Source organism: Pseudomonas sp. 32A (genome assembly GCF_052682255.1).
In genome coordinates, this window is sequence record NZ_JBQYLY010000001.1 from 1,083,694 (window position 1) to 1,100,444 (window position 16,751).

General features: G+C 61.1%; 15 protein-coding genes. 10 read left to right on the forward strand and 5 right to left on the reverse strand.

Annotation, left to right across the window (positions count from 1 at the left end; genetic code table 11):
• Window positions 1-194: 194 nt before the first annotated feature.
• Entirely contained in the window at window positions 195-539 is a 345-nt protein-coding gene (locus ACUN0G_RS04915) for a hypothetical protein (protein ID WP_010176787.1), read from the reverse strand.
• A 187-nt stretch (window positions 540-726) separates the two neighbouring features.
• Between ACUN0G_RS04915 and ppc the strand changes: the two genes are divergently transcribed.
• The 7 genes from ppc (at window position 727) to ACUN0G_RS04950 (ending at window position 7,956) form a co-directional block, all read left to right on the forward strand.
• A complete protein-coding gene (gene ppc, locus ACUN0G_RS04920) occupies window positions 727-3,372 on the forward strand; it encodes a phosphoenolpyruvate carboxylase (RefSeq protein ID WP_445572815.1) in 2,646 nt (881 codons plus the stop codon).
• 268 nt (window positions 3,373-3,640) lie between these two features.
• The gene (adk, locus tag ACUN0G_RS04925) at window positions 3,641-4,288 is read left to right on the forward strand and encodes an adenylate kinase (protein WP_421525333.1); all 648 of its coding nucleotides are present in this window, start codon (window positions 3,641-3,643) and stop codon (window positions 4,286-4,288) included.
• 89 nt (window positions 4,289-4,377) lie between these two features.
• Window positions 4,378-5,064, forward strand: coding sequence for a tRNA (adenosine(37)-N6)-threonylcarbamoyltransferase complex dimerization subunit type 1 TsaB (gene tsaB / locus ACUN0G_RS04930; protein WP_445572816.1), 687 nt, complete (start codon window positions 4,378-4,380; stop codon window positions 5,062-5,064).
• A 160-nt stretch (window positions 5,065-5,224) separates the two neighbouring features.
• On the forward strand, window positions 5,225-5,536 hold the full coding sequence (locus ACUN0G_RS04935; protein ID WP_076017475.1) for a hypothetical protein: 312 nt from the start codon (window positions 5,225-5,227) through the stop codon (window positions 5,534-5,536).
• On the forward strand, window positions 5,536-6,396 hold the full coding sequence (locus ACUN0G_RS04940) for a DUF72 domain-containing protein (protein ID WP_445572817.1): 861 nt from the start codon (window positions 5,536-5,538) through the stop codon (window positions 6,394-6,396). Before ACUN0G_RS04935 ends, ACUN0G_RS04940 begins: the two co-directional genes overlap by 1 nt.
• A gap of 27 nt (window positions 6,397-6,423) precedes the next feature.
• The gene (locus tag ACUN0G_RS04945) at window positions 6,424-7,251 is read left to right on the forward strand and encodes an isocitrate lyase/PEP mutase family protein (RefSeq protein WP_445572818.1); all 828 of its coding nucleotides are present in this window, start codon (window positions 6,424-6,426) and stop codon (window positions 7,249-7,251) included.
• 6 nt (window positions 7,252-7,257) lie between these two features.
• The gene (locus ACUN0G_RS04950; protein ID WP_445572819.1) at window positions 7,258-7,956 is read left to right on the forward strand and encodes an extensin-like domain-containing protein; all 699 of its coding nucleotides are present in this window, start codon (window positions 7,258-7,260) and stop codon (window positions 7,954-7,956) included.
• A gap of 3 nt (window positions 7,957-7,959) precedes the next feature.
• Here ACUN0G_RS04950 and ACUN0G_RS04955 read toward each other — a convergent pair whose 3' ends face one another.
• Window positions 7,960-8,580: an energy transducer TonB gene (locus ACUN0G_RS04955; RefSeq protein WP_445572820.1), complete on the reverse strand. Its 621-nt coding sequence runs from the start codon at window positions 8,578-8,580 to the stop codon at window positions 7,960-7,962.
• 96 nt (window positions 8,581-8,676) lie between these two features.
• Between ACUN0G_RS04955 and ACUN0G_RS04960 the strand changes: the two genes are divergently transcribed.
• Entirely contained in the window at window positions 8,677-9,459 is a 783-nt protein-coding gene (locus ACUN0G_RS04960; protein WP_445572821.1) for a class I SAM-dependent methyltransferase, read from the forward strand.
• A gap of 822 nt (window positions 9,460-10,281) precedes the next feature.
• On the opposite strand, the gene ACUN0G_RS04965 is transcribed toward ACUN0G_RS04960, so the two are convergent.
• The gene (locus ACUN0G_RS04965; RefSeq protein ID WP_445572822.1) at window positions 10,282-10,920 is read right to left on the reverse strand and encodes a TetR/AcrR family transcriptional regulator; all 639 of its coding nucleotides are present in this window, start codon (window positions 10,918-10,920) and stop codon (window positions 10,282-10,284) included.
• A gap of 92 nt (window positions 10,921-11,012) precedes the next feature.
• Here ACUN0G_RS04965 and ACUN0G_RS04970 point away from each other — a divergent pair, with 92 nt between their 5' ends.
• Both ACUN0G_RS04970 and ACUN0G_RS04975 read left to right on the forward strand, forming a co-directional pair.
• Window positions 11,013-12,113, forward strand: coding sequence for an efflux RND transporter periplasmic adaptor subunit (locus ACUN0G_RS04970; RefSeq protein ID WP_421525213.1), 1,101 nt, complete (start codon window positions 11,013-11,015; stop codon window positions 12,111-12,113).
• Window positions 12,114-12,119: 6 nt separating this feature from the next.
• Window positions 12,120-15,185: an efflux RND transporter permease subunit gene (locus ACUN0G_RS04975; RefSeq protein WP_445572823.1), complete on the forward strand. Its 3,066-nt coding sequence runs from the start codon at window positions 12,120-12,122 to the stop codon at window positions 15,183-15,185.
• 409 nt (window positions 15,186-15,594) lie between these two features.
• Here ACUN0G_RS04975 and ACUN0G_RS04980 read toward each other — a convergent pair whose 3' ends face one another.
• Window positions 15,595-16,284 carry a DUF4197 domain-containing protein gene (locus ACUN0G_RS04980; protein WP_093201165.1) on the reverse strand — a complete coding sequence of 230 codons (690 nt, stop codon included), beginning with the start codon at window positions 16,282-16,284 and terminating at the stop codon, window positions 15,595-15,597.
• A 28-nt stretch (window positions 16,285-16,312) separates the two neighbouring features.
• Complete coding sequence (locus ACUN0G_RS04985; protein ID WP_017479432.1) at window positions 16,313-16,714, reverse strand: YbaY family lipoprotein; 402 nt, start codon at window positions 16,712-16,714, stop codon at window positions 16,313-16,315.
• Window positions 16,715-16,751 lie beyond the last annotated feature (37 nt).

Sequence of the window (16,751 nt, forward strand, 5' to 3'; positions counted from 1 at the left end):
GTTCCAAGTGATGGCTTACTGGCTGTGACCGGAGGCTTTTTTGAATAGTTCAGCGAAGATGGCGATTTGCCTAAAAAAATATCTGACTGAACGGTCAGCGTTTAAAAGTTGGAACTTTTGCACTGCACAGCGGTATCCAGGGCCTGCGGAAGGCCCTGAATACGGGGGGTCAAGGGTTTTGAAGCGGAGGTTTACTAGTGTTTCTGCTTGTCGGACTGAGCTGACAGATCGTGCAGATAACGCCGTGACAGCGTGAGAAACCGTGGGGTTGGGCCGACGTCTTCGTACAGCGGATCGCCTTCCTCATCGGTGGCAATCACCTGCTTGCCCTTGATATAGGGAAAGCTCGCTTCCAGCTCTTCGAGGGCGGCGCCGATCAACTCGCCGAGCAGTTCCTCGGTATGGCGTTTGGGGTACATCTCGGAGATCGCCGCCAGCCTGGCAGCGGCTTCCACGTCCAGATGGATGGCGTATTCGGTTTTGGTCAGGCGACCCTTGGCGTTTTCTTCCCAATGCTGGGCCAGTTCTCGGATTTTCATGGCAACCTCAATGGAGCCCACGGTACGCGGGCGATGATGAGTGACCAGCCGGCCAGCGCGGATAACGCTGCGGCTTACTGTTGAGACTAGCTGCAACTCACAAGGTTTAAAGTTCCTTGTAAGACGTCGCCGTGGGCGGCACTCTTGAGGATCAAAGCGTCCCGGATTTTCTGCTGGAGATTGGCTGATGAGCGATATCGATGCACGTTTGCGTGAGGATGTTCACCTGCTGGGTGAGCTGTTGGGCAACACGATTCGAGAGCAGTACGGCGATGAATTCCTCGACAAGATCGAGCAGATCCGCAAAGGCGCCAAGGCCGACCGCCGTGGCGCGGCCTCGGAGCAGGTGGCCGGCGAAGAGCTGAGTGCCAGCCTCAATCAACTGAAAGAAGATGAGCTGCTGCCGGTGGCGCGGGCCTTCAACCAGTTTCTCAACCTGGCCAACATCGCCGAGCAGTACCAGTTGATCCACCGTCGCGATGAATCAACGCCTGCGCCGTTTGAGTCGCGGGTGCTGCCGGAACTGCTGGCGCGCTTGCAGAGTGAAGGGCACAGCAGCGAATCCCTGGCGCGCCAGTTGGGTCGGTTGGAAATCGAACTGGTGCTCACCGCTCACCCCACCGAAGTCGCCCGCCGCACCCTGATCCAGAAATACGACGCCATCGCCGCACAACTGGCCCTGCAGGATCACCGCGACCTCACCACCGCCGAGCGCGAGCAGATCCGCAATCGCCTGCAACGCCTGATCGCCGAAGCCTGGCACACCGAAGAAATCCGCCGCACCCGACCCACGCCTGTAGACGAAGCCAAGTGGGGCTTTGCGGTGATCGAGCATTCGCTGTGGCACGCCATCCCGAATTATTTGCGCAAGGCTGATCATGCCCTGCATGCGGCTACCGGTTTGCGCCTGCCTCTGGAAGCCGCTCCGATTCGCTTCGCTTCCTGGATGGGCGGCGACCGCGACGGCAACCCCAACGTCACCGCCCCGGTCACCCGCGAAGTGTTGCTGCTCGCGCGCTGGATGGCCGCTGACCTGTACTTGCGCGATATCGATCACCTGGCCTCCGAGCTGTCGATGCAACAAGCCAGCCCGGCATTGCAGGCCAAGGTGGGTGACAGCGTCGAACCTTACCGGGCGTTGCTCAAGCAATTGCGTGAGCGGCTGCGCGCCACACGCCAATGGGCCCACACCTCGTTGACCAGCGCCACGCCGGCGTCCGCCGATGTGCTGCAAAACAACCGCGACCTGCTCGAGCCTTTGCAACTGTGCTACGAGTCGCTGCATAGCTGCGGCATGGGCGTGATTGCCGACGGCCCGCTGCTGGATTGCCTGCGTCGGGCGGTGACGTTTGGCCTGTTCCTGGTACGCCTCGACGTACGGCAGGACTCCACCCGCCACTGCGCGGCCATGACCGAAATCACCGATTACCTGGGCCTTGGCCGTTACGAGGATTGGGACGAAGAGGCGCGCATCAGTTTCCTGATGAAGGAACTGGCCAACCGTCGCCCCTTGTTGCCGGGTTACTTCAAACCCTCGGCAGACACCGCCGAAGTGCTGAACACCTGCAAGGAAATCGCCGCCGCACCTGCTGCGTCCCTGGGTTCCTACGTCATCTCCATGGCCGGCGCCGCGTCGGATGTGTTGGCTGTGCAACTGCTGCTCAAGGAGTCCGGCGTACAACGACCGATGCGGGTAGTGCCGTTGTTCGAGACCCTGGCTGACCTGGACAACGCAGGCCCGGTGATCGAAAAACTGCTGCTGTTGCCGGGTTATCGCGCCCGTCTGCAAGGCCCGCAGGAAGTCATGATCGGCTACTCGGATTCGGCCAAGGACGCGGGCACTACCGCCGCCGCCTGGGCGCAATACCGGGCCCAGGAACAGTTGGTGGAAATCTGCCGCGAACAACAAGTCGAACTGTTGCTGTTCCACGGTCGCGGCGGCACCGTTGGCCGTGGCGGCGGCCCGGCTCACGCGGCGATTCTGTCGCAGCCACCGGGTTCGGTCGCGGGGCGTTTCCGCACTACCGAACAAGGCGAGATGATCCGCTTCAAGTTCGGCCTGCCGGACATCGCCGAGCAAAACCTCAACCTGTACCTGGCAGCGGTGCTGGAGGCAACCTTGCTGCCACCGCCACCACCGGAACCGGCGTGGCGCCACTTGATGGACGAATTGGCCGCCGACGGTGTCAGCGCTTACCGCGCCGTGGTGCGGGAAAATCCGCAATTTGTCGAGTATTTCCGCCAGTCCACGCCGGAGCAGGAGTTGGGCCGCTTGCCGTTGGGCAGTCGCCCGGCCAAGCGCCGGGCCGGCGGTATCGAAAGCCTGCGGGCGATCCCGTGGATCTTCGGCTGGACTCAGACACGCCTGATGCTGCCGGCCTGGCTCGGCTGGGAAGCGGCGTTGAGCAAGGCTCTGGAGCGCGGTGAAGGCGAGTTGCTGGGGCAGATGCGCGAGCAGTGGCCATTCTTCCGTACGCGCATCGATATGCTGGAAATGGTGCTGGCCAAGGCCGACGCCGACATCGCCCGCCTGTATGACGAGCGTCTGGTGCAGCCCGATCTGCTGCCATTGGGTGCGCACTTACGCGACCTATTGTCGCAGGCGTGCAGCGTGGTGCTTGGCCTGACTGGCCAGTCTCAACTGCTGGCCCACAGCCCCGATACCCTGGAGTTCATCCGCCTGCGCAACACCTACCTGGACCCGTTGCACCTGCTGCAGGCCGAATTACTGGCCCGATCACGGCAACAGGAAGCGGCACAGGACAGCCCTCTGGAACAGGCGCTGCTGGTGTCTGTGGCCGGTATTGCCGCTGGTTTGCGCAACACCGGCTGACATTTATGGCGTGTTCTCAATAGCTTGCAGAGACATCGCGCCGGTCGCCGTCAAAAAGGCGACCGGCGTTTTGCTGTCAGGGTTGTACCTGCCTATAAAGCCAGCGCGGCGCGGGTTTCTCCTACTTTCGGCGGCTTGTGTGGTTTGGGCCTGCTGTGTATCTTGATCAGCCTTTGGCCGTTTGTGCGGCCGGGACCCAAAATTTCCGAGATTGGCCCCATGCGGCGAATCCGAGCGTCATCTTTATAAAAAATTGAGGAGCACATCGATGCGCGTCATTCTGCTGGGAGCTCCCGGGGCCGGTAAAGGTACTCAGGCAAAGTTCATCACTGAAAAATTCGGCATTCCACAAATCTCCACCGGCGACATGCTGCGCGCGGCCGTCAAGGCTGGCACCGAGCTGGGCCTGATCGCCAAGAGCGTGATGGACAGCGGCGGCCTGGTCTCCGATGACTTGATCATCAACCTGGTCAAGGAACGCATCAGCCAGGACGACTGCAAGAACGGTTTCCTGTTCGACGGTTTTCCGCGCACCATTCCCCAGGCTGAAGCCTTGGTGAAGGCCGGTGTCGAGCTGGACAACGTGGTGGAAATCGCCGTTGAAGACGAAGAGATCGTGCAGCGTATTGCCGGTCGTCGTGTTCACGAAGCCTCGGGCCGCGTCTACCACATCGTCTACAACCCGCCGAAAGTGGCTGGCAAGGATGATGTCACCGGCGAAGAACTGGTGCAGCGTAAAGACGATACCGAAGAAACCGTGCGCCATCGCCTGTCGGTTTACCATTCCCAGACCAAGCCGCTGGTGGACTTCTACCAGAAACTCTCGGCCGCCCAGGGCAAACCGAAGTACAGCCACATCGAAGGTGTGGGTTCGGTTGAAGCCATCACTGGCAAAGTACTGCAAGCGCTGAGCTGATCGTTCATCCGCTTGATTGACAACGGCCCGCTTGCGGGCCGTTGTTGTTTATACTGACGCACTTTTTTTCAACGTGGATGCATACACCGATGAGCACCTTGCTGGCCCTGGACACCGCGACTGAAGCTTGCTCCGTTGCCCTGCTGCACGATGGCAAGGTCACAAGCCACTACGAGGTGATCCCGCGCCTGCACGCGCAGAAGCTGTTGCCGATGATCAAGCAGCTGTTGCTGGACGCGGGCACCACCTTGTCGGCGGTGGACGCCATCGCATTCGGGCGTGGCCCGGGTGCGTTCACCGGTGTGCGCATCGCTATTGGTGTGGTCCAGGGCCTGGCGTTTGCGCTGGAGCGTCCGGTATTGCCAGTGTCCAACCTGGCGGTGCTGGCGCAGCGGGCGTTTCGCGAGCACGGCGCCAGCCAGGTTGCGGCGGCCATCGATGCGCGCATGGATGAAGTGTATTGGGGCTGCTACCGCGAAACCGCTGGCGAAATGCGCCTGGTGGGGGCTGAAGCTGTGCTGTCGCCGGAAACGGCGGCCTTGCCGGATGATGTCAGCGGCGACTGGTTCGGGGCGGGCACTGGCTGGGGCTATGGCGAGCGCATTGGCGTGACGCTTGCCGGCCAGGATGCCGCAATGTTGCCCCATGCTGAAGACCTGCTGGCCCTGGCACGCTTTGCCTGGGAGCGGGGCGAGGCGATTCCGGCGGACCAGGCAGCCCCTGTGTACCTGCGGGATAAAGTGGCGCAGACCAAGGCTGAGCGCGGCATTATTTGACGTCAAAAATGCGGGCAAATTCAGGCAAAAATCGCCAATCGTCAGAATTTGCCCGCGTTTTTAAACCTTTTACCAATTATGTGTTCTAGTTATCACCAGAGCATTTGCGCGCCATGGAAAGCGCCACTAAAATGCCATCACCGATACCGAGTTCGCATGTATGCGCATAGACGGCTTTTCATCACAGTCCTACCCCCTCAAGCGTAAGCCTCGCAAGGCGAACGTGACGGTAGACGACTCCGTCGAAGACTCGCCCGACTTTGTTGAAATCCAGTCCGATACCTCCGCTGTTTCAACGCGCTCCCAAGCGTCCAGCGGTGCACGCACCAGCGGTGTTCCTGCCCGCCAGCAAGACATGGTCTTCCCGCGCTCCATGAGCAAAAACGTCGCCAATGCCCTGGCCAGCTACCTGACCACCGCCGGCTTTGTCGAATGGGATATGGAAGTGCTGGGCCTCGATATCCATATCTGATGCTGTTGCCTTATTACCTTGGTTGTCCGTCCTGGAGTGAAAACGCCTGGCGCGACTACCTGTATCCCGCCGACGCCCGTTCCAGCGATTACCTCGCCCTGTATTCCCACGTCTTCAACGCCGTTGAGGGCAACACCACGTTCTATGCCCGTCCTTCCGTCGCCACCGTGCAGCGCTGGGCTGAAATCATGCCCGAACATTTTCGCTTCACCGCCAAGTTTCCGGGTGACATCAGCCACAGCGGCAACCTGATTGAGCAGTTACCGGCGGCGGAAAGTTTTCTTGGCTTGATGAGCCCGCTGGGCGAGCGAATTTCGCCGTTGTGGCTGCAACTGCCGGCCAGCTTTACCCCGCAGCGCCTGAGCGAACTGGCGGGTTTCATTGACGGCGTGGAGCGACCGTTGGCGGTGGAAGTGCGTCACTTGGAGTTTTTCGCCAAGGGCGACGCCGAGCGCAGTCTCAACCGCTTGCTGCGCGACCGCGGCGTCGAGCGCATCTGCTTGGACCCGCGTGCGCTGTTCAGTTGCACGTCCACCTCGGCCGCCGTGCTGCATGCCCAATCGAAAAAACCCAAGGTGCCGCCTCGCCCGGCGGCGCTGACGCAATTTCCGCAAGTGCGCTTTATTGGCCATCCGGAGTTGGAAGCCAATGACCCGTTCCTGGTGCCCTGGATTGAAAAGGTCGCCGGCTGGATCGAAGAGGGTCGCACGCCCTATGTCTTTCTCCACACCTCAGACAATCGCCTGGCCGCCCAACTGGCTTTGCGCTTTCACGAAAAGCTGATGGTGCGTTTGCCAGGCTTGCCGGCCTTGCCGCAGATTCATCGAGAACCCGAAGCGGAGCAACTGGGGTTACTCTAAGGCTCCTTTTCCCGACAGGAGTCAGTCATGGATGCCCAAACCCTTCGCGCCGAAACCTTCAAGGCCCTGCATGAGCGTGACCGTGCCTTCGTGATGCCCAATCCGTGGGATGCCGGTTCCGCAAAAATGCTCGCCAGCCTGGGTTTCGAAGCCCTGGCCACCACCAGCGCCGGCTTCGCCTTCAGCCTCGGCCGCCCGGATGCCGAAGGGGCGTTGTCCCTGGAAGACACCTTGGGCAACGCCGGGATGATCGTCCAGGCCTCCTCGCTGCCCGTCGCCGCCGACCTGGAAAACGGGTTCAGCGATACGCCCCAGGGTTGCGCCGAGACCATCCTGCGCGCCGCAGCTACCGGCATTGTCGGTGGCTCCATCGAAGACGCCACCGGGATTGCCGTCGACCCGATCTATCCCTTTGACCTGTCCGTCGAGCGCGTGGAAGCCGCGGTCGCCGCAGCCCGCAGCTTGCCATTTCCCTTCACCCTGACCGCCCGCGCGGAAAACCTGCTGCATGGCCGGCTGGACTTGCCCGACACGATCCGCCGCCTCCAGGCCTACGCCGAAGCCGGTGCCGATGTGCTGTATGCGCCGGCCCTGCGCAGTGCCGAGGAAGTGTTGGCCGTGGTGAAGGCGGTCGCGCCCAAACCGGTGAATATCTTGATGTCGGGCGCTCTGAAACTCAGCGTGGCGCAGTTGAGCGAGCTGGGCGTCAAACGCATCAGCGTCGGCTCGGCCATGGCCCTGGCGGCTTATGGGGAGTTCTTCAGGGCAGCCCGGGAGGTTCATGAACTGGGGACGTTTACCTTTACCGAACGCTCGATGCCGTTCAGCCAGGCCAATCAACTGTTCAAGGGTTGAGGGACCGTGCGTTTCTTCAACGTGCTGGGAGTGTTGCTCGTGTTGGCGGGCGGTCTGTTTGTCGGCGTGTGGCGAGGCTGGGTGCCGCTGCCCGATGATTGGAACCCGTGGGCACCGCTGGACGTGCGCGCAAGCCCGAACCTGTTGACCCGATTCAAGCTTGGGCGCCTGCAGGATGACCCTGCACTGTGTGAACAGGTGCTGAAAACTTCCGGGCTGCGGGTCACCCATCAGGCAGACAGCCCTGCCGATGCCGCCTGCCCGCTGCGCAATACCTTGCGCGTCCAGGGGGCGGAGGTCGGACTGAGCAGCAGCTTTCTCGCCAGTTGTCCGCTGGCCGTGGCGTTCGCCCTGTTCGAGCGCCACAGCCTGCAACCGGCGGCCCAGGCGGTGTTTGGCCAGGCGGTGACACGGGTCGATCATCTCGGCAGCTTTGCCTGTCGCAACATCTACAACCGTGCCGATGGGCGACTCAGCCAACACGCGTCGGCCAACGCCCTGGACATCGCCGGGTTTCGCCTGGCGGACGGGCGCACCATCAGCGTGCTCAAGGATTGGCCGGGTGACGGCGAAAGTGCGCGTTTCCTGCGGCAGGCACGCGACGGTGCCTGCAAGGATTTCAACGTGGTGTTGAGCCCGGATTACAACGCCGCCCACCGAAACCACTTTCATCTCGACATGGGGCGTTGGTGGGTGTGTCGCTGAGCCTCAGGCTGCCAGGCGCAGGTTGTGGATAATCAGCGGGCGAGCCCAGCGGCTGTCGAAGTCCAGGGCTTTCTGTTGCTCAACCAGCTCTTCTGCCGGGAATGGCGGCGGTGGCGGTGGCAGCAGGTCCAGTTCGAATTCGGCAATCGGCAAATGCAGTGGGCGTGGCTGAGGCGCCGGGCCAGGCACGGGCAGCGGTTGGCCGGCGGTCAGCACGATAGGGCGCACCCAACCGTTTTCGAAGTTCTGCTGCTTTTGCTGGGCGACCACTTCTTCCGCCGGATACGGAGGCGGGGCAGGTGGCAGCAATTCCAGTTCGAATTCGGCGATGGGCAGGAACAGCGGCTCGGGCGGGGCGATCTCGGTGTCTTTCACGTCACACGCGCGTTGGGTGACGATCTGCGACAGCAGGTCACTGCCTTCACTGGGTTCAACCGATGGATCTACCGGGATTGCCACGGACTTGGCACGCGCGCCGGGCGTGTCGCCGAGCTGTTCGGCCAATGCCTGGGCGAAGAAGTCCTGCCACACATGACTGACCCCGGCCAGCGCTTGGGTATTGCGCAGGCCGAAGTGGTTGTGGGTCGGCAGTACACCGGTAAATAGCGAAGGAATGTCTGACATTTCTCTCGATCGTCGCTCAGCTCTGGCAAAATGCCTGATCCTTTTTTTTATCGGCCGCTTTTCGCCGATCCTTAATATTTTTGAGCGTAGTCATCGATGAGCGAACAACCAGCGGCCAGCCGCATTCGGGTCGAGGCCTTGGCCGAAGGTTTTCAGGCCCGCGCCCAGTACTGGGCCGAGCAGCTTGGGTTGCCTTTGCAGCTGGATGAGGCGGACTTTGCCTTGCAGGTGGGGGAGCAGGGGCTGCAGATGCAACAACTGGGGCCTGACGCGCCTGGGCCGGTGCGGGTGGATTTTGTGGAGGGTGGTGCGGCGCACCGGCGTTTGTACGGTGGTGGCAGCGGGCAGATGATTGCCAAGGCGGTGGGCGTGGCGCAGGGCGTGCGGCCGCGGGTGTTGGACGCTACGGCGGGGTTGGGTAAGGATGCTTTCGTACTGGCCAGTTTGGGGTGCGAGATGAGCCTGGTTGAGCGTCAGCCGTTGATTGGGGCGTTGCTGGAGGATGGTCTGGCGCGCGGGGCCGAGGATTTTGAGGTGGCGCCGATTGTGGCGCGGATGAGGTTGCTCAAGGGCAATTCCATTGAGGTAATGCGCAGTTGGGAGGGGGAGCCGCCTCAGGTGATTTATCTGGATCCGATGTTTCCTCATCGGGAGAAGACTGCGTTGGTGAAGAAGGAGATGCGGTTATTTCGGCCCTTGGTGGGGGATGATCCGGATGCGCCGGCGTTGTTGGCGGCGGCGTTGGCTTTGGCCAGCCATCGGGTGGTGGTTAAGCGGCCGCGTAAGGCGCCTTGCATTGAGGGGGTGAAGCCGAGTCATGCGTTGGATGGGAAGTCCAGTCGGTATGATATTTATCCGAAGAAGGCGTTGAAGTCCTGAGGGCTGGGTACATATCCGTTATTTAGGTAACGGCCGCTTAGGGTTCCGCTCTTACAGCGGGTCACTTTTGGCAAACGCCCCAAAAGTAACCAAAAGGTCTTTGCCCCACCACTCGGTGCCTCGCTTAGGCTCGGCATGCCCGCACTCCGGCCCGGTTCCGCGGGCCGCCGCGACGGGCCATCCATGGCCCGGCGCGGCTAAATCGGCATCCCTGCCGATTTACCCGCTCCACCGTGCCTACTTGCGGCCATCGTGGTTGACGGGGCCCGCAGATCAAGATCAAAAGCAGATCAAGATCAAAGGCACGCAGCCTCGCTGGCGCTCGACAGCTGCTACGGTCGGGGTGGCTCTGCTTTTCTGTGGGAGCGGGCTTGCTCGCGAAAAACCTGAGAGCGCCGCGTTCATCCAGAATGCCAGCGTCATCGTTAACGACCTTCGCGAGCAAGCCCGCTCCCACATTTTTTGGACCGTGCCCGCTTTAGCTTTTGATTTGGCTCTTCAACACTCAAGCCGGCCGGGAGGCCGCTGTGCTCTTGCTTTTGATCTTGATCTTGATCTTAGGCGCCCCGTTAAACCACGCTGGCTGAACGCAGGCTTTGGAGCGTGGGTAACCCGGCAGGACGCCGGGTTAGCCGTCCTGGGCCATGGATGGCCCATGACGGCGGCCCACGGTCCAAAGCCGGAGTGAGCACACCGAGCCTAAGCGAGGTACCGAGTGGTGGGGCAAGAGCGTTTTGCTTACTTTTGCGCTGTTCAAAAGTGAGCCGCTGTAAGAGCGGAACCCTAAGTGGCCGTTACCTAAATAACGGATATGTACTCAGTTCAAAAAGCCCGATAAGCCCGCATAAACAACCCCACAACCTCCTGCACATGCTCCTCGGCCGCCTCTGCGCTCAGTTGCCCCCCGCACCCATACAACAAACAAAAATTCGCCGTCCCCTTGAGCAAACAGAAAAAATGCTCCGCCGCGGTGAACGGCTTGGCAATACGCAATGCGCCACTCTGGTCGATCTTACAAAGCAGCCGCTCCATCCCCTGCAACATACGCATCGGCCCAGCTTCGAAAAAGATCTGCGACAACTTCGGATCCTGACTCCCGGAAGTCATCATCAACCGATGCAAATTCACCGACTCCTCGCTGTTGATCAGCACATGAAACCCGCGCGCGATATTAAGCAGCACCTTCTCCACCGGCATACCTTCGGGCAGCTCGAAATACATCACCGGTAACTGCTCTTCGCACTTGGCGACCACCGCCGCCGAGAACAGCGTCTCCTTGTCGGTGAAATGGCTGTACACCGTCAGCTTCGACACCCCGGCCTCCACCGCCACCGCATCCATGCTGGTACTGGCATACCCATTACTCAAAAACAGGATTTTCGCCGCATTGAGGATCGCCTGGCGTTTTGCCATGTCCTTGGGACGCCCAGGGCTATTGGTGTTTACAGGATTGTCGGACATTTTCACTTTATTACTGGACTGGTGAGTTTGGTATTAATAACATACTGGCCAGTATAATTATTCCTAGCACCATTAGCGAAAGGTCCTTCAGCATGCGCAGCTATTTCCTGCCACTCGCGTTGCCTGCCAGCTTGTTACTCCTGTTGGCTGCCTGTGGCCATGAAGAAGCCGCGCAAACCACCATTCGCCCGGCCATGGTGGTTCAGCCAGAGCCTTCGGCGCAGGCTTCCGACAGCTACCCGGGCGAGGTGCGCGCCCGTTATGAACCCGACCTGGCCTTTCGCATCGGCGGCAAAGTCAGCCGACGACTGGTGGAGGAGGGTGAGCGCGTCAAGGCCAACCAGCCCCTCGCAGAGCTCGATCCCCAGGACGTACGCCTGCAACTCGAAGCCACACGCGCCCAGGTTGCCGCCGCCGAGGCCAACCTGAGCCTGGTGCGCGCCGAGCGTGACCGCTACAAGACCCTGATGGACCGTCAGATGGTCAGCCGTTCCCAGTACGACAATTCCGAAAATCTCTACCGCTCCGGTGAAGCCCGTCTCAAGCAGATCAAGGCCGAATTCGACGTGGCCAATAACCAGGCGGGTTACGCCGTGCTACGGGCGCCCCAGGATGGTGTGGTCGCCAAGCGTGCGGTGGAAGTCGGCCAGGTGGTGTCTGCCGGCCAGACCGTGTTTACCCTGGCCACCGATGGCGAGCGTGAGGTGCTGATCAGCCTGCCGGAGCAAAGCTTCGGGCGCTTCAAGATTGGCCAGCCGGTGTCCGTGGAGTTATGGAGCCAGCCCGACCAGCGCTTCAACGGTCGTATCCGCGAACTGTCGCCCGCCGCCGACCCAAAGTCGCGAACCTTCGCTGCCCGTGTCGCGTTTACCGGCGGCAAGGTGCCTGCTGAACTGGGGCAGAGCGCTCGCGTATTCATACAGGCCGACGGCGTGATTCCTTTGGCGGTGCCGCTGTCTGCCCTCAGCGCGGAGAACGGGGCGTCCTACGTCTGGGTGGTACAGCCCGACAACACCCTCAAGCGTACACCGGTGCGCATCGGTGCCTTTGGCGAGAAGACCGTGCCGGTGCTGGAAGGCTTGAACCCTACCGACTGGGTGATCGCCGCCGGCGTGCATGTACTCCATGAGGGCCAGCAAGTGCGCCCGGTGGATCGCGCCAACCGAGTGGTAAGTCTGGCGGCCAAGGAGTAGTCCCCGATGGGTTTCAATCTTTCCGAATGGGCGTTGCGTAATCGCCAGATCGTACTGTTCCTGATGATCCTGCTGGCAGTGGTCGGCACCTTGTCCTACACCAAGCTGGGACAAAGCGAAGACCCGCCGTTTACCTTCAAGGCCATGGTGATCAAGACCAATTGGCCGGGGGCGACCGCCCAGGAAGTGTCACGCCAGGTCACCGAGCGTATTGAAAAGAAACTGATGGAGACTGGCGACTACGAGCGCATTGTTTCCTTCTCACGCCCCGGTGAATCCCAGGTCACCTTCATGGCCCGGGACTCGATGCATTCCGCGCAGATCCCGGACCTCTGGTACCAGGTGCGCAAGAAGATCAGCGATATTCGCCAGACCTTGCCGCCGGATATCCAGGGCCCGTTTTTCAACGATGAATTCGGCACCACTTTCGGCAATATCTACGCCCTGACCGGCGACGGCTTCGACTATGCCGTGCTCAAGGACTACGCCGACCGTATCCAGATTCAGCTGCAACGGGTGCCGGATGTCGGCAAGGTCGAACTGCTGGGTTTGCAGGACGAGAAGATCTGGATCGAGCTGTCCAACCTCAAGCTCGCCACCCTCGGCTTGCCGCTGGCTGCCGTTCAACAGGCGCTGCAAGAGCAGAACGCAGTGTCGACCGCCGGCTTCTTTGAAACCCCGAGCGAGCGTGTGCAGCTAAGGGTTTCCGGCAACTTCAAGACCGTTAAAGAGATTCGCGACTTCCCGATCCGGGTCGGTGATCGCACGTTCCGCATCGGCGACGTGGCCGAGATTCATCGCGGCTTCAACGACCCACCGGCACCGCGCATGCGTTATATGGGCGCCGATGCCATCGGCCTGGCCGTGGCCATGCGCGACGGTGGCGACATCCTGGTACTGGGCAAGGCCCTGGAAAGCGAATTCGCACGCCTGCAGAAGAACCTTCCTGCGGGCATGGAACTGCGCAAGGTGTCGGACCAGCCGGCAGCGGTAAAAACCAGTGTCGGCGAATTCGTCCAGGTACTGGCGGAGGCCCTGGCGATTGTGTTGTTGGTGAGCTTCTTCTCCCTGGGTGTGCGCACCGGCATGGTGGTCGCCCTGGCGATTCCGCTGGTGTTGGCCATGACCTTTGCCACCATGTATTACCTTGGCATCGGCCTGCACAAAATTTCCCTCGGCGCACTGGTGCTAGCGCTGGGCTTGCTGGTGGACGACGCGATCATCGCCGTGGAAATGATGGCGATCAAAATGGAACAGGGGTACGACCGGCTCAAGGCTGCGAGTTTCGCCTGGACCAGCACCGCCTTCCCGATGCTGACGGGCACGCTGATTACAGCGGCGGGTTTCCTGCCGATTGCCACGGCGCAATCGAGCACCGGTGAATACACCCGTTCGATCTTCCAGGTGGTGACCATCGCACTGCTGGCCTCGTGGGTCGCAGCGGTGGTGTTCGTGCCGTACCTGGGGGAAAAACTCCTGCCGGACCTGGCGAAGATTCATGCGGCCAAGCATGGTACCGACGGGCCGGATCCCTACGGCACGCCGTTCTATCAGCGCGTAAGGCGCCTGGTGGAATGGTGCGTGCGTCGCCGCAAGACGGTGATCGTCCTGACCTTGCTGTTGTTTATCGGTTCGGTGGCGCTGTTTCGCTTTGTGCCTCAACAGTTCTTCCCGGCTTCCGGGCGACTGGAACTGATGGTCGACCTGAAACTGGCGGAAGGTGCGTCCTTGAGCAACACGGCGGACCAGGTCAAACGCCTTGAAGCGTTGCTCAAGGAACATGCGGGTATTGAAAATTACGTGGCCTATGTCGGTACAGGTTCGCCACGTTTCTACCTGCCGCTGGACCAGCAACTGCCGGCCGCCAGCTTCGCCCAGTTTGTGGTATTGGCCAAAACCATCGAGGAGCGCGAAAGCCTGCGCACCTGGCTGATCGAGACCCTCAACGAACAATTCCCGGACCTGCGCTCGCGGGTCACGCGCCTTGAAAACGGCCCTCCCGTTGGCTACCCCGTGCAGTTCCGGGTGACGGGCGAGCACATCGAAGAAGTTCGGGCCCTGGCGCGGAAAGTGGCGGCCAAGGTTCGCGAAAATACCCACGTGGTCAACGTGCACCTGGACTGGGAAGAACCGAGCAAGATCGTCTACCTCAACGTCGACCAGGACCGCGCCCGCGCCCTCGGTGTGAGCACTGCCAACCTGTCGAAATTCCTCCAGAGTTCCCTCACCGGTTCCAGCGTCAGCCAGTTCCGCGAGGACAACGAGTTGATCGAAATCCTGCTGCGCGGCACTGTTCACGAACGTACTGAACTGTCGCTGCTGCCAAGCCTGGCGGTGCCGACCGACAACGGCAAGAGCGTTGCGCTGTCGCAGATCGCGACCCTGGAATACGGCTTTGAAGAAGGCATCATCTGGCACCGCAACCGCCTGCCGACGGTGACCATCCGCGCGGATATCTACGGCAAGGAACAACCGGCGACCCTGGTCCAGCAGATCCTGCCGACGCTGGAAGGCGTGCGCGCTGAACTGCCGGATGGATACCTGTTGGAAGTCGGCGGCACGGTCGAGGATTCCGCCCGTGGGCAGAACTCGGTCAAGGCCGGTGTGCCGCTGTTTATCGTGGTGGTGTTGACCTTGCTGATGCTGCAACTGCGCAGCTTCTCGCGCACGGCGATGGTGTTTCTCACCGCTCCGTTGGGCTTGATCGGGGTGACACTGTTCCTGCTGGTGTTCCGCCAACCCTTTGGGTTCGTGGCGATGCTGGGGACCATCGCGTTGTCGGGGATGATCATGCGCAACTCGGTGATCCTGGTGGACCAGATCGAACAGGACATCAAGGCGGGCCTGGCACCCTGGCAGGCAATTATCGAGGCGACGGTACGACGCTTCCGGCCGATTGTGCTGACCGCGCTGGCGGCCGTACTGGCGATGATCCCGCTGTCCCGCAGTGTGTTCTTCGGGCCGATGGCCGTGGCGATCATGGGCGGTTTGATTGTGGCGACGGCGTTGACGCTGTTGTTCCTGCCGGCCTTGTACGCGGCCTGGTTCAGGATCAAGAAGGACGTGGTGTAAGGCGGGCAGCGTTCATATTCCAAGGCAGGGCACGGAACGTTTTCGGACGTTCCTTCCACTTAGGGACTACCTGATTGCAGGTATTTTGAGCTGCCGGTTCTGGCGGTCGCTGGAGCTGGTAAGTGAAGACGTCTAAATGGATTGAAGGATTGCCCTATGTGTATTTGTTCCATCATACGAATGATTGCCCGCCCTCCTAAACCGCCACAGCCCGAGTGCTCGAAGCCAAAGCCGTGCGAGACAAGGCCGCCAGAGCCCGCATGCCCGCCGAAACCCTGTTCAACGAGTTCTGACTACCACGCAGGAAAAATCAACTTCGGGCTGGTTGCGATGGGGTCGTTATCCCTCGTTCGCAGCGCATAGCAACAGAGAAAGGGATCGCCCCGGGCAGAGGGGCGATCCTGTTGGCTCACAAGCTGCCAAACACCTTCTTTGCCAAGCTGGTAGCCGCGGCTGCCGGGTTCTTGCGAATGGTCTCTTCCTGCTGCGCAATCATCTTGAACAGCCCGTCCAGCGCCTGTTCGGTCACGTAGCTTTCGACGTTGGCACTCTTGGCATCAATCGCGCCAAAGGTCGCCGCCTTGCCCGCCAGGGCGTTGTACTGCTGGGCAACGCCAACCTTGTCGGTGGCCGCCTTGACGATCGGCAGGAACTTGGCCCGAATCTCGTCACGGCTGCTTTTGTTCAGGTACTGGGTGGCCGAGTCCTGGCCGCCGGTGAGGATGCCCTTGGCGTCGGTCACGCTCATGTTTTTCACCGCATTTACCAGGATCGGCTGAGCCTGGGTCACGGCAGACTCAGCCGCCTTGTTCATGCTGGCTTCCAGTTGGTTGACCTGGTCACCCATGCCGAACATTTTCAGTTTGTCGGCGACTTTGCCCAACTTGCCCGGCAGGCCGATCTTCACTTCGGGGTTGTTGCTGAAACCGCCGGGCACGCCCAGTTGTTTCACGGCAATCTGCGCGCCTTGGGTCAGTGCATCCTTGAGGCCGCCGGCGGCGTCGCCCTGGGACAGGCTGCCGAGAGACAAGGCCATGGCGTTGGCACCGAGCAGCAGGCCGGCGCACAGGGCCGTTAGGCGAAGGGAGTTACGGAGCATGGACGCTTCCTTATGTTCGAATTTTTAATCAGTGTGCAACCGCATCCACGCGTACGCGCAGCGGTTGTGGATCCTGGCCATTCAACTGCACAGAGTGCCGTTCGGTGGTGATAAACAGTAGCTTGCCATCCAGTTCGATGCGAGCGCTGACCGAGTAACTGTGGCCGGGCTTGACCTGGGCGGGGTCATAGCTCAGGTGGAAGGGCAGCGGCACCTGGCCCTTCACCGGGCCTTTCTGCTCGGCCAGGGTCACGGCCGGGGCGTCCATCAAGGACACGTCTTGCAGGGTCACACTCAAGGTGGCGGCGGGCGGCAGGGCGATGCGTTGCAGGTAGAACACTTCGCCGTCGAGGCTGGCTTTGGGGGCGGGGCTCATGGTCTGGCAGGCTCCCAGCAGGGCGGTGAGGCCCAGGAGGATGATTTTTTTCATGGTACAGCTCCTTGTCAGCGGCGCCAGAAACACCCTG

Excerpts from the sequence above, each read along its gene's own strand:
- adk (WP_421525333.1), top strand. The coding sequence starts at position 3,641 with ATGCGCGTCATTCTGCTGGGAGCTCCCGGGGCCGGTAAAGGTACTCAG.
- tsaB (WP_445572816.1), top strand. The coding sequence starts at position 4,378 with ATGAGCACCTTGCTGGCCCTGGACACCGCGACTGAAGCTTGCTCCGTT.
- ACUN0G_RS04970 (WP_421525213.1), top strand. The coding sequence starts at position 11,013 with ATGCGCAGCTATTTCCTGCCACTCGCGTTGCCTGCCAGCTTGTTACTC.
- ACUN0G_RS04975 (WP_445572823.1), top strand. The coding sequence starts at position 12,120 with ATGGGTTTCAATCTTTCCGAATGGGCGTTGCGTAATCGCCAGATCGTA.
- ACUN0G_RS04915 (WP_010176787.1), bottom strand. The coding sequence starts at position 539 with ATGAAAATCCGAGAACTGGCCCAGCATTGGGAAGAAAACGCCAAGGGT.
- ppc (WP_445572815.1), top strand. The coding sequence starts at position 727 with ATGAGCGATATCGATGCACGTTTGCGTGAGGATGTTCACCTGCTGGGT.
- ACUN0G_RS04945 (WP_445572818.1), top strand. The coding sequence starts at position 6,424 with ATGGATGCCCAAACCCTTCGCGCCGAAACCTTCAAGGCCCTGCATGAG.
- ACUN0G_RS04965 (WP_445572822.1), bottom strand. The coding sequence starts at position 10,920 with ATGTCCGACAATCCTGTAAACACCAATAGCCCTGGGCGTCCCAAGGAC.
- ACUN0G_RS04960 (WP_445572821.1), top strand. The coding sequence starts at position 8,677 with ATGAGCGAACAACCAGCGGCCAGCCGCATTCGGGTCGAGGCCTTGGCC.
- ACUN0G_RS04955 (WP_445572820.1), bottom strand. The coding sequence starts at position 8,580 with ATGTCAGACATTCCTTCGCTATTTACCGGTGTACTGCCGACCCACAAC.
- ACUN0G_RS04940 (WP_445572817.1), top strand. The coding sequence starts at position 5,536 with ATGCTGTTGCCTTATTACCTTGGTTGTCCGTCCTGGAGTGAAAACGCC.
- ACUN0G_RS04985 (WP_017479432.1), bottom strand. The coding sequence starts at position 16,714 with ATGAAAAAAATCATCCTCCTGGGCCTCACCGCCCTGCTGGGAGCCTGC.
- ACUN0G_RS04935 (WP_076017475.1), top strand. The coding sequence starts at position 5,225 with ATGCGCATAGACGGCTTTTCATCACAGTCCTACCCCCTCAAGCGTAAG.
- ACUN0G_RS04980 (WP_093201165.1), bottom strand. The coding sequence starts at position 16,284 with ATGCTCCGTAACTCCCTTCGCCTAACGGCCCTGTGCGCCGGCCTGCTG.